Genomic DNA, 16,518 nt, shown 5'->3' on the forward strand with positions numbered 1-16,518 from the left:
ATGATAAAGAAAACGCTTTGTTTTACGACCCCCGTCTATTTGAGTTTGCGCAATGCACAATTGGTTTTGCGTTTGCCCGAAGTGGAAACAAGTGATGGCTATCCGGAAAAATTGAAGAAAGAAGCCGAGCGCACCATTCCGATAGAAGATATCGGAGTGGTGGTGCTCGACCATAAACGGATAACGATTACTACTGGTGTGTTGGAAGCCTTGCTGGATAATAATTGTGCTGTAATCACGTGCGATTCCAAGAGTATGCCGGTAGGGATGATGCTGCCTTTAGATGGAAACAGTACGCAGAGTGAACGGTTCAGACAGCAGATAAATGCTTCGCTTCCTTTGAAAAAACAACTGTGGCAGCAGACTGTCAGGCAGAAAATTCTCAATCAGGAGGCTGTACTGCGCCTTACCACCAATAAGGAAACTAATTGTATGCGAGTATGGGCAACGGATGTAAGGAGTGGCGATAGCGAAAATTTGGAGGCTCGTGCTGCTGCTTACTATTGGAAGAGCCTGTTCAGGGATATTCCTGATTTTGTGCGGGATAGGGAAGGAATGCCGCCCAATAATTTGTTGAATTATGGATATGCCATACTTAGGGCAGTCGTTGCTCGTTCGTTGGTGGGCAGTGGGCTGTTGCCGACATTGGGAATACATCATCATAATAAATATAATGCCTATTGTTTGGCCGATGATATAATGGAGCCGTATCGCCCATTTGTGGATCAGTTGGTATTAAGCATAATGGACCGGGTGTATGATTGTAGTGAACTGACGAAAGAAATCAAGATGGAACTGTTGGGAATCCCTGCAATGGACGTTAAATTAGGAGGTAAACGACGCCCTTTGATGATTGCTGCTCAAGAAACTACTGCGTCATTGTATAAATGTTTCGCAGGTGAAATACGCAATATAAGCTATCCTGAAATTTAAACAATACGTAAAGATGGCAACTTTTGACCGACTTAGTGAATTTAGAATTATGTGGATACTTGTTTTCTTCGACCTTCCTACAGAAACAAAGAAAGACAAGAAAGCCTATATTGACTTTCGGAAGGGCTTGCAGCGCGATGGTTTCACGATGTTTCAATTCTCTATCTATGTCCGTCATTGTGCCAGTATGGAAAATGCAGAAGTGCATATCAAGCGCGTTAAAAATCTTTTGCCCAAGTTTGGAAAAGTGGGAATTTTGTGTATTACCGATAAACAATTTTCGAATATTCAGCTCTTTTATGGCGAAAAACCACAAAGTCCCAATGCTCCTTACCAACAACTGGAGTTGTTTTAGAAATGAAAAATCCCACTCAATACGAGTGGGATTTTTGTTTGCATTATCATTTTTTGTTTTTTATCTTTCTTTGCAACTCGTTGTTCTGTAAATAGTTACAGTCAATCAGTTGTTTTTGATAATGCAAAGATAATAATTTTCAAGCAAATCACAACTGCAGCTTGTGGAGAGCCTGTTGGTTTTCCGTTGTTTTTGATAATGCAAAGATAATAATTTTCAAGCAAATCACAACTGCGTAAAAAACTACGTAATATGCTTTTTTGTTGTTTTTGATAATGCAAAGATAATAATTTTCAAGCAAATCACAACAAGCTCGAATTTTCTCACTTGAAAAATCTAGTTGTTTTTGATAATGCAAAGATAATAATTTTCAAGCAAATCACAACCAAAAGACCCTTAGTATTATCACTGAATCTGTTGTTTTTGATAATGCAAAGATAATAATTTTCAAGCAAATCACAACAGAATAGTGCAATATGCAACAGACAATCAAGTTGTTTTTGATAATGCAAAGATAATAATTTTCAAGCAAATCACAACAAACTTTGAATTTTTCTTATTAAAAAAAAGTTGTTTTTGATAATGCAAAGATAATAATTTTCAAGCAAATCACAACTCCTTAAAGATTTTTTTTCTTTATCATTGGTTGTTTTTGATAATGCAAAGATAATAATTTTCAAGCAAATCACAACACAGAGAATGCTATCAAGTAAATGATTATGTTGTTTTTGATAATGCAAAGATAATAATTTTCAAGCAAATCACAACAAAGAAGACATATTCGTTAGTTGCAATGAGTTGTTTTTGATAATGCAAAGATAATAATTTTCAAGCAAATCACAACTTCTTAAGGATTTTTTTTCTTTATCATTGGTTGTTTTTGATAATGCAAAGATAATAATTTTCAAGCAAATCACAACCTTATTGAAAAATCTAATTATTAACAAAAAGTTGTTTTTGATAATGCAAAGATAATAATTTTCAAGCAAATCACAACCAATAATATCTTTTGCATTATTCTTAATTGTTGTTTTTGATAATGCAAAGATAATAATTTTCAAGCAAATCACAACGAAAAAGCTCTTAATTTATGTAAAAAGTAGTTGTTTTTGATAATGCAAAGATAATAATTTTCAAGCAAATCACAACGAAACTAAAGAAGATAAGAAAAAGCAATTAGTTGTTTTTGATAATGCAAAGATAATAATTTTCAAGCAAATCACAACCATTATCAAATTTAATTAATAATTAATTTAGTTGTTTTTGATAATGCAAAGATAATAATTTTCAAGCAAATCACAACACAGGTACAAGAAAACAGGTGTTTGGCAAAGTTGTTTTTGATAATGCAAAGATAATAATTTTCAAGCAAATCACAACGGCTATGCGAGGAGGCGCAACAATGCACTTGTTGTTTTTGATAATGCAAAGATAATAATTTTCAAGCAAATCACAACAAGATAATGGATATTAAAGAACTTAACGACGTTGTTTTTGATAATGCAAAGATAATAATTTTCAAGCAAATCACAACTGAGTTATGAATTACAGAAGTGTTATTCTGTTGTTTTTGATAATGCAAAGATAATAATTTTCAAGCAAATCACAACCTATTTCAGGAGATGGTTCTACAACCTCTTGTTGTTTTTGATAATGCAAAGATAATAATTTTCAAGCAAATCACAACTCCGGCAGCTCCGTTAACACATTCGCTGGTGTTGTTTTTGATAATGCAAAGATAATAATTTTCAAGCAAATCACAACCCCTCCAACCTGTTATGCAACTCTATGCAGTTGTTTTTGATAATGCAAAGATAATAATTTTCAAGCAAATCACAACCTGATTCTTATAGGAATGGCTTGCTTAACCGTTGTTTTTGATAATGCAAAGATAATAATTTTCAAGCAAATCACAACATGCTTTAGGTTATGAACTAACCCCGTTAGGTTGTTTTTGATAATGCAAAGATAATAATTTTCAAGCAAATCACAACTTGAATTCAGGATTCGACCACGTTGCCAGCGTTGTTTTTGATAATGCAAAGATAATAATTTTCAAGCAAATCACAACCACAATCAGGAGATAGTTTAAGTTCAAACAGTTGTTTTTGATAATGCAAAGATAATAATTTTCAAGCAAATCACAACATAAGGAGTTGTGCGAGGTAATAAATGCGGTTGTTTTTGATAATGCAAAGATAATAATTTTCAAGCAAATCACAACTGTTGCCCAGTCTCATAAAAAGACGAATACGTTGTTTTTGATAATGCAAAGATAATAATTTTCAAGCAGATCACAACATTTTGACACACCTCCTATTTTATGCTTTTAAAGACTTGGATAAAGATTACTATTCCACAAAATTCTCTTCAATAAATTCTTCAAAGGAATTTGAAAGCACCTGCTTTTCTTCTGTATCGTAGTCAAATAGCACTATTTCGCCATTAGGCATAATAGCAATAGGATTGCCCGAACCATCATCAGCAATTACAAGACTTTTATTAATTTCAGGGAAAAGATTGGCTTCATTAAAAAGGTTGCGAGCGTTATTTGTTAAATCAATTATTGTTTCATTTCCTATTGATGTTCCATTTATAAAAGCATGAATCGCTAATCCTGCATAAGCACCTCCAAAATTTTGGATAAACTCTTTATAATCTTTATCCATTATAATATTAAGTTCTTTTTCAGCATTTATGATTTGTTCATTAGTAGCTGCTTTTCCTGACATAGTGGGATTTTGCTGAAAGAAAACATTCAACTTTTTTATGACTTCTTGTTTCATATCCGTATAAAAAAATAATGGCACCTATTTTTTGCCTGTTGTTTTTGATAATGCAAAGCTAATAATCTTCAAGCAAATCACAACTGGTAATAGGTAATATTTTTATAAAACCTGTTACTTTATGCCTCTGAATTTGAGATTCTTCCAAACTCGGGACAATCATTGATAAAAAAGAATTTTAATGCTGATTGTCTTTTTCTTTTTCTTTTTCTCTTTCCCTTTCTTCTTTTTTGTCTTGGATGCGAAAATATATAATCCACGCAATAAACATTCCCAAAACTGATAATAACATAATATTAGCTGCCATTTTTATTTTCCTTTCTTTTTATCGTTACTATCTGTCAATTATGCCCTAATTTGCACTTCCGGAATTACAGCAGACGCCGAGATTGTAAAACTCAATCATTCTTATTGCTCGGTTCTGTTGAATTATAAAACAAGTATTCTCACGTTGTGAGTCTGGGCGAAACGTGTGCCAATGCTTTGAGCGTTCATTTCACGGGTGCGTTTAGAGTCTGTTTGCAAATATAGTTATAAAAATTATAATAACCCAACTTATGAGGTTTTTTATCGGCTTGCCATTTCCGGGTATAGGATTTTGGGTGCAAAAAGATGCTTGTTTTTTGCTTGATTCGCCTGTGATTTTTCCGCTCTGTTGAGGCTGACTCCGACAAGGGGTGCTGGAAATAATTGCAGGCTGATAAAAATGTGTTTTTCAAATGTGCGAAGAACGTCGTGCATTCTTTGCACATTCGCTTTCCGTTTTTGCGAAGATTGAAACGCATTCTTCGCACGTTTGGAAAGCAAAGTAGTAGTCGCTGATTATCAGTGGTTTACGAGGATTGGGGTGTTCGGTACATTATACGAGTCAGATTTTCAGTCTGATGAAAGAATGAATGAATAATATTGCATTATCGTGAATATTTGCAGAAATCGCGGGAAAGGTTTGGATATTAGCGATTTTATTCGTAACTTTGCATCGTTCAGTGGAATGAGGGGCTTTTCGGAAGTCCCTCATTTTTCATATTAAAAACTGTATGATAGATAAAAACGTAGTAAAGAAATTTGTTGATGAGTGGCTGGAGGACAAGGAGTATTTCCTCGTCGATATTCAGTTAAGCCCGGACAACAGAATCGTTGTTGAAATCGACCACGTTGATGGTGTGTGGATTGAGGATTGCGTGGAGTTGAGCAGGTTCATTGAGGAGCGTCTCTCGCGCGATGAGGAGGACTACGAACTCGAAGTGGGTTCGGCTGGTCTGGGGCAGCCGTTCAAGGTTCCTCAGCAGTACATCAACTTCATTGGCAAGGAAGTCGAGGTGCTCTCGAAGGACGGAAAGAAAGTGAAGGGCGTTTTGAAAAGCGTTGATGGCAAGGACTTTGTGGTGTCTGTCAATGAGAAGGTACAGGTGGAAGGAAAGAAGCGTCCCGTGAAAATGGACGTGGACCACACGTACAATATGGATGAAGTAAAATATACAAAATATATAATAAGTTTCAAGTAAAGCTATGGCAGCAAGAAAAGAAGAAGAGCGTCCGAATATGATCGAGACCTTCAAGGAGTTTAAGGACACCAAGAGTATCGATCGCACGACACTGGTAAGCGTTTTGGAAGAGAGCTTCCGCAACGTGATTGCCAAGATTTATGGTTCGGATGAGAACTTTGACGTTATCGTCAATCCAGACAAGGGCGACTTTGAAATCTACCGCAACCGTGTCGTTGTTGCAGACGGCGAGGTGCAGGATGAGAATAAGGAAATCAGCTTGACTGATGCACAGAAGATAGAATCTGACTATGAGGTGGGCGAGGATGTTTCCGAGCCAGTGAACTTTGCTAAGTTCGGCCGGCGCGCCATTCTCAACCTTCGCCAGACTTTGGCGTCAAAGGTTTTGGAACTGGAGCACGATTCTCTTTACAACAAGTATAAGGACCGTGTCGGTCAGATTATCTCCGGCGAGGTTTATCAGACTTGGAAGCGCGAGGTGTTGCTCGTTGATGATGAGAACAATGAACTGATTCTTCCGAAGGGCGAGCAGATTCCCCGAGACCAGTATCGTAAGGGCGAGACGGTTCGTGCCGTCATCTTGCGTGTGGACAATGAAAACAACAATCCTAAGATTATCCTTTCGCGTACTGCGCCTTCATTCTTGGAGCGTTTGCTCGAGGCTGAAGTTCCTGAAATCAATGACGGACTTATTGCCATCAAGGGCATCGCGCGTATGCCTGGCGAGCGTGCAAAGATTGCCGTTGAGAGTTTCGACGACCGTATCGACCCGGTAGGTGCTTGTGTCGGTGTGCGCGGCGGCCGTGTCCACGGTATCGTGCGTGAGCTTTGCAACGAGAATATCGATGTTATCAACTGGACTGCAAACACCAAGTTGTATATCCAGCGTGCGCTTTCTCCGGCCAAGGTAAGCAGCCTTACCATTGACGAGGAAAACAAGAAGGCAGAAGTTTTCCTGCAGCCCGAAGAAGTGAGTCTGGCAATCGGTCGTGGAGGTATGAACATCAAGTTGGCAAGTATGCTGACGGGTTACACTATCGACGTGTTCCGTGAGCTTGACGGACAGAATGCAGACGAGGAAGATATCTACTTGGATGAATTCTCTGACGAAATCGACAGTTGGGTTATTGATGCCATCAAGGGTATCGGCTTCGATACGGCTCGCAAGGTGCTCAATGCTCCGCGCGAAATGCTGATTGAAAAGGCTGACCTTGAGGAAGAAACCGTTGATAACGTATTGAGTATTTTAAGAGCAGAATTTGAAAATTAGGTGATAGTTGGTAGGTGATGGTTGTTGTCTGATAGCTAACGGGTGGACTATTCAGCAACTTCCATGTTCGGAACGCCAAGCCAAAGTATTTTTCAACAACCAGACAAACCAACACCCTACACCGAAAAATAAGATTAATGAGCATCAGATTAAATAAAGCAATTCGAGAACTGAACATAGGACTCCAGACGGCAGTGGAGTTCTTGGAGAAAAAACAAGACTTGGGCGAAGTCAAGGGCGACCTTAACTTCAAATTGAGCGACGAACAATATCAGGCTCTGGTAAAGGAGTTCAAGAGCGATCAGGCTGTAAAGAACGACGCTGCGAAAATCCTTCAGAAGAAGCAGGAGAAGAAAGAAAGCTCGCGCAAGTCGGCAGCCGAGCACAGGGCTGAAAAGATTTTGAAGCAACGGCCACAATTCAAGCAGGTCGGAAAGATAGATCTCGACCAGCTCAACAAGCCGGCCGCTAAACAGACTGTTGCTCCGGCTGAAACACCTTCTGCACCTGGAGAAAAGGCTACTGTCGCAAGCCCGAAGGAAGAGGTTAAGCCAGAAGTTAAAGCCGAAAAGACGGCAGAACCCAAGGTTGAGAAAGCCGTTGAGGCTTCTGCAAAAGTGGAAAAGGCTGAAACACAAAAGCCCACGGCAGCAAAGAAGGAAGACGCTCCAAAAGCGAAAACTCCTGAAGCTGAACCGGCAAAGACTGAAACGCCAAAACAGGAAACCAAGGTTGAGGCTCCGGTAGAAGAAAAACCAACAGTAAAGGAAAACGATAAGAAAATGGAGTCCGCAAAAGAAGGCATCTACCAGACTTCCAATGAGAAGAAGATGCTGAATCAGCCGAAGGTAAATGTCCTTGGCAAGATAGACCTTAGTACGCTCAACCAGAGCACACGCCCGAAGAAGAAAAGCAAGGAAGAACGCCGTAAGGAGCGCGAAGACAAGGCTGGACAGAATGGGCAGAACAAGAAGAAGCGTGTTCGCATAGGCAATGAACGCGTGGATATCAACGCTGCTGCCAATCAGCAGGGCGGAGGTAAGTCCGGTTCAAAGAAAAACAACAACAATAATAATAATAACGGTGGCGGCAAAGGCAAGAACAATCGCAACAACAACCGCAATCAGAAGCCTCTGGAGGTTGATGATGAAGCCGTAGCACGTCAGGTAAAGGAGACGCTCGCACGCCTTACGAGCAAGAACCAGAACAAGAAGGGTGCGAAGTATCGTAAGGAGAAGCGCGAAGCCGTTCAGGAACGTCTGAATGCCGAGGCAAAGGCAGAGCGCAAGGAGAGCAAGGTGCTGAAACTGACAGAGTTTGTTACGGTATCGGAATTGGCAACGATGATGAACGTGCCTGTAACCAACGTGATCTCCACCTTGATGTCGGTCGGCATTATGGTGTCTATCAATCAGCGTCTCGATGCCGAAACCATCAATATGGTGGCAGACGAATTTGGATACAGCACGGAATACGTGAGTGCCGAAGTTCAGGAAGCCGTCAGCGAGGAAATCGACGACGAGAACGACCTCGTTACCCGCGCTCCCATCGTAACCGTGATGGGACACGTAGATCACGGTAAGACCTCTCTGCTCGACCATATTCGCAACACCAACGTGATTGCCGGCGAGGCCGGTGGTATCACACAGCACATCGGTGCCTACGGTGTTACGCTGAAGAGCGGCCGTAAGGTTACGTTCCTCGACACTCCGGGCCACGAAGCGTTTACGGCTATGCGTGCCCGTGGTACTCAGGTTACCGATATCGCCATTATCATCATCGCTGCCGACGACTCAGTGATGCCTACCACCAAGGAGGCTATCGCTCACGCTCAGGCTGCCGGAGTTCCGATGGTGTTTGCAATCAACAAGATTGACAAGCCGGGAGCCAATCCGGATAAGATTCGTGAGGACCTTAGTCAGATGAATCTGCTTGTAGAAGAGTGGGGTGGTAAGTATCAGTGTCAGGAAATCAGTGCAAAGAAAGGACTCGGCGTGGCAGACCTGCTCGACAAGGTGCTGCTCGAAGCCGATATGCTCGACCTGAAGGCCAATCCCAACCGAAAGTCTACCGGTACGGTTATAGAATCTTCGTTGGACAAGGGACGTGGATATGTAAGTACGGTTCTTGTTTCCAATGGTACGCTGAAGGTTGGCGACAACGTTATCGCAGGCACATCTTGGGGACGCATCAAGGCTATGTTCAACGAGCGCAACCAGCGTATCGAGTCAGCAGGACCATCTGAACCTGCCATCATCCTCGGTTTGAACGGTGCTCCTACTGCCGGCGACACCTTCCACGTGATGGAAACCGAACAGGAAGCCCGCGATATTGCAAATAAGCGCGAACAGTTGCAGCGTGAGCAGGGCTTGCGCACACAGACCCGTCTTACGCTTTCCGATATTTCACACCGTATTGCCCGTGGCGAGTTCCACGAAATGAATATCATTGTCAAGGGAGATACCGATGGTTCTATCGAGGCTTTGTCCGATTCATTCATCAAGCTTTCTACCGAGAAGGTAAAGGTAAATGTCATCAACAAGGCCGTAGGTCAGATTTCAGAAAACGACGTGATGCTTGCCGCAGCTTCAGATGCAGTCATCGTAGGTTTCCAAGTGCGTCCTTCATCAGAAGCACGCAAGCTGGCCGACCGTGATGGCGTGGAAATCAACACCTATTCTGTTATCTACGACGCTATCGACGACGTAACCTCAACGATGGTCGGTATGCTCGACAAGGTAAAGAAGGAAATCGTAACCGGTCAGGTAGAGGTGCAGCAGGTGTTCAAGATTTCCAAGGTGGGTACGGTTGCCGGATGTATCGTTACCGAAGGCAAGGTACACAGCAAGGACAAGGGTCGCTTGATTCGCGATGGTATCGTTATCCATACGGCACCTATCAGCGCACTGAAGCGATACAAGGACGATGTTAAGGAAGTGGTTACAGGTTTGGAATGTGGTATTTCACTTGTGAACTACAACGATATACAGACAGGTGATATCATTGAGACATTCACCGAAATTGAAGTAGAACAGAAACTGTAATATGCCAGTCGCCTCTCTTTTCCACAGGGAAAGATGAGGCGATTTGTGCTTGATGGCAACTGATGTTACCATTGTGCTCGTTGGCATACTATTTGTTTTTGGTCTTATATGTATAAGAAGAGCTATAATAAGGCTAAAAGGGGACAGACTGAAGTGTGTGAAGGCGAAGGTTGCCGATTATGAACTCGATGTGAGCTTCGGCGTTTGCCGTTGTCCTTCAGCTTTCCGAATGGAGAATGAGCGTCCGTCGTTTCCCTTTACCTTATATGATAGACGCAAAAACTAAAAAGTAATGTCAGAAAAAAATAGCAATGAGTATGTAAAGAAGGTAGCCGAGCAGAAATACGAGTTCGGATTTACTACGGATGTGCATACTGATATCATACCGAAAGGGTTGAACGAAGACGTGGTCAGACTCATCTCGGAGAAGAAAGGGGAGCCGGAATGGCTTCTCGATTTTCGTTTAAAGGCATTCCGCCATTGGCAGACGATGAAGATGCCCACGTGGGCGCATCTGAATTTGCCGGAGATAGACTATCAGGCTATTTCCTATTATGCCGACCCGTTGGCAAAGAAGCCTAAGAACAGGGAGATAGATCCCGAGTTGGAAAAGACTTTCGATAAGTTGGGTATTCCGTTGGAAGAGCGTCTGGCATTGAGTGGCGTAGCCGTGGATGCCATTATGGACTCCGTTTCGGTAAAAACAACCTTCAAGAAGCAGTTGGCTGAGAAAGGCGTAATCTTCTGTTCCATCGGCGAGGCCGTGAAGGAACATCCGGAATTGGTAAAACAATATCTCGGTACGGTGGTGCCTTATAAGGACAACTTCACGGCAGCGTTGAACTCTGCCGTGTTCAGCGACGGTTCGTTCGTTTATATTCCGAAAGGCGTTCGCTGTCCGATGGAATTGAGTTCTTATTTCCGTATCAATGCAATGAACACCGGCCAGTTCGAGCGCACGCTGATTATTGCCGACGACGATTCGTATGTCAGCTATCTCGAGGGCTGTACGGCTCCGATGCGTGATGAGAATCAGTTGCACGCTGCTATTGTCGAGATTATTGTGATGAACAATGCCGAAGTGAAATACTCTACCGTTCAGAACTGGTATCCCGGCGACGAGAACGGAAAAGGCGGCGTGCTGAACCTCGTTACCAAACGCGGAGATTTGCGGGGCGTGAACTCGAAGCTCTCGTGGACGCAGGTGGAAACCGGTTCTGCCATCACGTGGAAATATCCTTCCTGTATTCTCCGTGGCGATAATTCGCAGGCCGAGTTCTATTCCGTGGCCGTAACCAACAACTTTCAGGAAGCCGATACCGGTACGAAGATGATTCACATGGGCAAGAACACCAAGAGTACGATAATCTCTAAGGGTATTTCGGCAGGCAAGAGTCAGAATTCCTATCGCGGACTGGTGCGCGTAACGGCGAATGCCGACAATGCACGCAATTACAGTTCGTGCGACTCGCTGCTGATGGGTTCGGAATGCGGTGCCCACACTTTCCCATATATGGACATTCACAATGATACGGCTATCATTGAGCACGAAGCTACGACCTCGAAAATCAGCGAGGATCAGCTCTTCTACTGCAATCAGCGTGGTATTCCTACCGAAGATGCAATCGGCTTGATTGTAAACGGATATGCCAAGGACGTGCTCAACAAGTTGCCGATGGAATTTGCCGTTGAGGCGCAGAAACTCCTTTCGGTAACTTTAGAAGGAACTGTGGGATAGGCAAAGCGTAGGCACGCTCTGCAATTTTAAAAAGATTAGAGAACAAGAAGACGATGAAAAAGATTCTGATATTCATATTTGTACTGCTGTCTTCCGTTACTTATGCGCAGAAGTGGCAGCCAAAACCGTGGCAGCAATACGTTACGGACCTGAAGATTCAGGCAGCCCCCATTTCTGCACCGAGGTCGATAATAGTGCAGAATGTACTGAGTACCGAACCTTTTGAGAAGAAACTCTTCCGATGCACCACGAGTGCAACCATCATTGACGAGTCTTCGATCGTGGCACCGTTGAAGAAGAAGCCCGGACTTTTCTCAAACGACAGCAGCTCTCCCTCAATGCTCGACCAGATGAGGGAAGAAGAACGTAGCAGAAAGATTGCGGCTGGCGACTATCACACTTCGGATTTCGTTACAGATATGTTCTGCGATATTCTCAGCACGATATTATTTAAATGATATAAACAATATATTATATGTTAGAAGTAAAAAATCTGCACGCTACCATTGCAGACAAAGAAATATTGAGAGGCATTGATTTGACCATAAAAGATGGTGAAATTCACGCCATAATGGGACCGAACGGTTCTGGAAAATCTACATTAAGTGCCGTTCTTACCGGTAATCCACTGTACGAAGTTACGAGTGGCTCGGCTGTGTTCAACGGTAAGGATTTGTTGGATATGAGTCCTGAAGACCGTGCCCGCGAAGGCATCTTCCTTTCATTCCAATATCCGGTGGAAATCCCCGGCGTAAGTATGACCAACTTTATGAAGGCCGCCATCAATGCAAAACGCGAGTACGAAGGTCTGGAACCCTTGAAAGCTGCCGATTTTTTGAAGTTGATGCGTGAGAAACGCGACTTGGTAGGTCTCGATTCCAAACTTGCGCACCGTAGTGTAAACGAAGGTTTCTCCGGTGGCGAGAAGAAGCGTAATGAGATTTTCCAAATGGCGATGCTTGAACCGAAGTTGAGCATTCTCGATGAGACAGACTCAGGGCTCGACGTGGATGCTATGCGCATCGTGGCCGACGGCGTGAACAAGATGCACACGCCCGAAACATCAACCATCGTCATTACCCACTACGACCGTCTTCTGGATATGATCAAGCCCGATGTGGTTCACGTGCTCTATAAAGGCAGGATCGTGAAGACAGCCGGTCCTGAACTTGCCAGAGAAATAGAAAAGCGTGGTTACGACTGGATAAAGGAAGAGATAGACAAACAGGAAGACTGATGCGCAGTTGCCTTTCTTTCCCTATGGTAAAATATTTTACAAAATGGAAGCCTCTTCAAACAGAGTGCGCAGAGAGTTGAAAAACTCTTATAAGAGTCTTAAAATTGTCTTATAAGAGAATTTAAATATTCTTATAAGAGAATTTTGTCTCTCTGATAATCATTGATTATCAATGAGTTATGAAAACAGCTTTCGGGTACTGAAAAAGTGCGAAAATATTTTACAGGGAATGAAATCAATCTCCTGATTTAGAGATAAGCCCGAGCGGGGCGAATGAAGACAGCAAGCCCACCGGCTGACAAGCAGATAACCTCTGACGTTCAGACAGATGATGGAAAAGTAAGACCGGAATCACAGGAAAGTGGAGCGATTCGCTCGTTTCCTCGTTCCTTGTTCCCTAACCCTTGCCAACTTCCTCGTTCTCTCGTCTCCTCGTTCCTCGTGAACTCCTCCTTATCTCTCGTAAACTTGTCCTCTCGTCCCCTTGTTCCTTGTGAACTCCCCCCCTTATCTCCTCAATACATTCATAAACAAAACGAAAATGGAAATCGAAAAACAATATATCGACCTATATAACGAAGCCCGACAGATGATTAACGAGCATTCTGCCGATGCTTTGAATGCGGTGCGTGAAAAGGCTTTCAAAGACTTCAGGCAGTCAGGCTTTCCAACGAAGAAGTTGGAACGCTACAAGTACACCGATGTTCGGCAACTCTTTGCACCCAACTATGGGCTGAACCTTCAGCGACTCGACATTCCCGTGGCTCGATACGATGCCTTCAAGTGCGATGTGCCCAATCTGAGCACTTCTCTCTATATGGTCGTCAATGATCAGTTCTGTTCAAAAAGGCTCCCGAAGGAGGAACTCAACGACGGAATCATCGTGGACAGCCTTCGCAATGCAGCATCTGAAAAGCCCGAACTCGTGGCTAAGTATTATTCAAGGATTGCCGATACTGGCAAGGATGGTATCACGGCATTCAACACGATGCTGGCACAGGATGGCGTATTCATCTATGTTCCAAGAAATGTAAAGGCCGAGAGAACCATTCAGGTAGTGAATATTCTTCGTTCGGATGTGGACCTGATGGTAAACCGTCGTGTTCTCATCATATTGGAGGAAGGTGCCGAAGCCACTATGCTTTTCTGCGACGACACGGCAGACGATCGAAACTTCCTGACCACGCAGGTTATCGAAGCCTACGTTGCTGACAATGCGAGCCTCGAACTTAATTGTCTGGAAGAAACCCACAAGAAGAACGTCCGCGTCTCCAACGTCTATATCGAACAGCAGCGCAACAGTCGTGTGAACCATAATGTTATTACCCTGCACAATGGCATTACGCGCAACAAACTCGACCTTGTTTTCCGTGGCGAAGGCAGCGAATGCTTCTGCAACGGTTGCGTCATAGCCGACAACAGCCAGCACGTAGACAACAATACCGTTATTGAACACGCCGTGGGACATTGCGTCAGCAATCAGCTCTACAAATACGTGCTCGACGATAATGCCGTCGGAGCTTTTGCCGGACTTATATACGTGGCGAAGGATGCGCAGAAGACGCTTTCGCACGAAGTAAACCAAAACCTCTGTGCTTCCAAAACAGCACGTATGTACACCCAGCCAATGCTCGAAATCTATGCAGACGATGTGCAGTGCAACCACGGTTCCACGGTAGGGCAGCTCAACGATGCCGCACTCTTCTATATGCAGCAGCGTGGTATCAGCAAGAAGGAAGCAAAACTCCTTCTTCAGTTTGCTTTCATCGGCGAGGTAATCGACAAGATGGAAATAGCCCCTCTCAGGGAACACCTCCATCATCTGGTGGAAAAGCGGTTCCGTGGCGAGCTTTCCAAATGCGAGTGTTGCAAATTGTGCAGATAGGTCTCCCATCTCCCCTTTAACATCTCCCATCTCCCATCTCCCGTTTCCCCTTTAACATCTCCCATTCAAATATGTACAACATTTCCTCCATTCGCAAAGACTTCCCGATTCTTTCCCGCACCGTCTACGGCAAACCTCTCGTCTATCTCGACAATGCCGCAACCACGCAGAAACCTCTCTGCGTGCTCGATGCAATGCGTGACGAATATCTCAATGTAAATGCCAATGTTCATCGCGGCGTTCATTGGATGTCGCAGCAGGCAACCGACCTTCACGAGGCTGCACGCGAAACTGTGCGCAGGTTTATCAATGCCCGTTCCACGGCAGAAGTTGTCTTCACGCGTGGCACAACGGAGGGCATCAACCTTGTTGCGTCAAGTTTCGTTGAAGGATTTATGAAGGAAGGCGACGAGGTTATCGTGTCGGCTGTCGAGCACCATTCCAACATTGTTCCTTGGCAAATCCTTGAGAAGCGCAGGGGAATCGTCCTCAAGGTCATTCCGATGAACGATGAGGGAGTGCTGGATCTGCCTGCTTTCGAACAGCTCATTACCGACAGGACAAAACTGGTGAGCGTCAGCCACGTGAGCAATGTGATGGGAACAATCAACCCCGTCCGAGAGATTATCCGTATTGCCCACGAGCACGGACTTCCCGTAATGCTCGACGGCGCACAGAGCGTACCTCATTTCAAGGTTGATGTGCAGGAACTCGACTGCGAGTTTCTCGCCTTCAGTGGTCATAAAATCTACGGTCCCACCGGTATTGGCGTTCTCTATGGAAAGAAAGAGTGGCTCGACAAGCTGCCACCGTATCAGGGAGGTGGCGAAATGATTGAAACCGTCAGTTTCAGCGGTACCACCTTCGAACGCCCCCCGTTGAAGTTCGAGGCCGGAACTCCCGACTATGTGGCTACCCACGGATTGGCAACAGCCATTGACTATGTTACCAATCTCGGTATGGACAATATCCAGCAGCACGAACAGGAACTCACGCGCTACGCCATCGAGCAGATGCGCGAAATCCCGGACATCCGTTTCTTTGGCATTTCCGAATCCGAAATAGCCGGAAACGTCGCCCCTCACGATGCCGTCGTGAGTTTCCTCATTGGCGATATCCATCCAATGGATCTCGGCACGCTGCTCGACCAACTCGGTATTGCTGTGCGCACAGGCCATCACTGCGCCCAACCATTAATGGAACGTTTCAATATCCTCGGCACAGTGCGTGCTTCCTTTGCACTTTACAACACCAAAGAAGAAATCGACGCCCTCGTTGCAGGCATTCAACGTGTTGTAAAGATGTTTTAGAATTAATAAGGGTACAAGAATACAAGGGAACGAGTAGACAAGCAAATCAGTAAGCAGGGAGACGAGAGAGCAAGTCTCCTTGCCTCTTTAAAAACTAACTTCCTTCTCCACTTGTCCTCTCGTCTCCTCGTAAACTGCCTCCCTCCTCCTCCTTACACCGATACACGCTCCACGCAAACCACACCATAAATACGATGTGCAGAAGTATCGAACTGACAACAGGAAAAACCGCCAATATGAACGCCAGTTGCGCCTGTGTAATCAAAACAGCCTGACGATTGGAAATGTCTTTCTCAAGCACGGCACTGTAATATCTCCTTAGCCATTCCAACGGAGTCATTATCCACTTTTTGAACTCCTGAGCGTATTGACCGATATTCTCAATCAATGGCATTTCACGATTGTTCACGGCTGATAGCATTATATTCTTTTTCATTTCTCTTTATTTTTAGTTG

The 16,518-nt window shown here is 44.0% G+C and carries 14 protein-coding genes and 1 CRISPR repeat array; of the genes, 11 read left to right on the top strand and 3 right to left on the bottom strand.

Annotated features, from left to right (window positions below; translation table 11 throughout):
- Positions 1-933: a type II CRISPR-associated endonuclease Cas1 gene (gene cas1 / locus P150_RS0108460; protein WP_028897310.1), complete on the top strand. Its 933-nt coding sequence runs from the start codon at positions 1-3 to the stop codon at positions 931-933.
- Positions 934-946: 13 nt separating this feature from the next.
- Complete coding sequence (cas2, locus tag P150_RS0108465; protein WP_028897311.1) at positions 947-1,288, top strand: CRISPR-associated endonuclease Cas2; 342 nt, start codon at positions 947-949, stop codon at positions 1,286-1,288.
- A gap of 108 nt (positions 1,289-1,396) precedes the next feature.
- Positions 1,397-3,589: direct repeats of the CRISPR family, unit length 38 nt; unit sequence GTTGTTTTTGATAATGCAAAGATAATAATTTTCAAGCA.
- Positions 3,590-3,639: 50 nt separating this feature from the next.
- Here cas2 and P150_RS0108470 read toward each other — a convergent pair.
- Entirely contained in the window at positions 3,640-4,074 is a 435-nt protein-coding gene (locus P150_RS0108470) for an SMI1/KNR4 family protein (RefSeq protein ID WP_028897312.1), read from the bottom strand.
- A gap of 178 nt (positions 4,075-4,252) precedes the next feature.
- Positions 4,253-4,381 carry a hypothetical protein gene (locus tag P150_RS18130; RefSeq protein WP_255327174.1) on the bottom strand — a complete coding sequence of 43 codons (129 nt, stop codon included), beginning with the start codon at positions 4,379-4,381 and terminating at the stop codon, positions 4,253-4,255.
- 730 nt (positions 4,382-5,111) lie between these two features.
- Between P150_RS18130 and rimP the strand changes: the two genes are divergently transcribed.
- From rimP to P150_RS0108525, 9 genes are all read left to right on the top strand, one after another.
- Positions 5,112-5,579, top strand: coding sequence for a ribosome assembly cofactor RimP (gene rimP / locus P150_RS0108485; protein ID WP_028897313.1), 468 nt, complete (start codon positions 5,112-5,114; stop codon positions 5,577-5,579).
- A 4-nt stretch (positions 5,580-5,583) separates the two neighbouring features.
- On the top strand, positions 5,584-6,849 hold the full coding sequence (nusA, locus tag P150_RS0108490; RefSeq protein ID WP_028897314.1) for a transcription termination factor NusA: 1,266 nt from the start codon (positions 5,584-5,586) through the stop codon (positions 6,847-6,849).
- A gap of 137 nt (positions 6,850-6,986) precedes the next feature.
- Complete coding sequence (gene infB / locus P150_RS0108495; RefSeq protein ID WP_028897315.1) at positions 6,987-9,893, top strand: translation initiation factor IF-2; 2,907 nt, start codon at positions 6,987-6,989, stop codon at positions 9,891-9,893.
- Positions 9,894-10,050: 157 nt separating this feature from the next.
- A complete protein-coding gene (locus P150_RS18135; protein ID WP_255327175.1) occupies positions 10,051-10,179 on the top strand; it encodes a hypothetical protein in 129 nt (42 codons plus the stop codon).
- Positions 10,180-10,185: 6 nt separating this feature from the next.
- Positions 10,186-11,631, top strand: a complete 1,446-nt coding sequence (gene sufB, locus P150_RS0108505; protein ID WP_028897317.1) for a Fe-S cluster assembly protein SufB — start codon at positions 10,186-10,188, stop codon at positions 11,629-11,631.
- Between the two features lie 53 nt (positions 11,632-11,684).
- Complete coding sequence (locus tag P150_RS17995) at positions 11,685-12,089, top strand: hypothetical protein (protein WP_028897318.1); 405 nt, start codon at positions 11,685-11,687, stop codon at positions 12,087-12,089.
- Positions 12,090-12,106: 17 nt separating this feature from the next.
- Positions 12,107-12,868, top strand: a complete 762-nt coding sequence (gene sufC, locus P150_RS0108515) for a Fe-S cluster assembly ATPase SufC (protein ID WP_028897319.1) — start codon at positions 12,107-12,109, stop codon at positions 12,866-12,868.
- 541 nt (positions 12,869-13,409) lie between these two features.
- Positions 13,410-14,753, top strand: a complete 1,344-nt coding sequence (gene sufD, locus P150_RS0108520) for a Fe-S cluster assembly protein SufD (RefSeq protein WP_028897320.1) — start codon at positions 13,410-13,412, stop codon at positions 14,751-14,753.
- 71 nt (positions 14,754-14,824) lie between these two features.
- Complete coding sequence (locus P150_RS0108525) at positions 14,825-16,063, top strand: aminotransferase class V-fold PLP-dependent enzyme (protein WP_028897321.1); 1,239 nt, start codon at positions 14,825-14,827, stop codon at positions 16,061-16,063.
- A gap of 94 nt (positions 16,064-16,157) precedes the next feature.
- On the opposite strand, the gene P150_RS16240 is transcribed toward P150_RS0108525, so the two are convergent.
- Complete coding sequence (locus P150_RS16240) at positions 16,158-16,499, bottom strand: hypothetical protein (RefSeq protein WP_051617603.1); 342 nt, start codon at positions 16,497-16,499, stop codon at positions 16,158-16,160.
- Between the last annotated feature and the right edge of the window lie 19 nt (positions 16,500-16,518).

The sequence above is a fragment of the Prevotella sp. HUN102 genome (genome assembly GCF_000688375.1).
Classification (GTDB): domain Bacteria; phylum Bacteroidota; class Bacteroidia; order Bacteroidales; family Bacteroidaceae; genus Prevotella.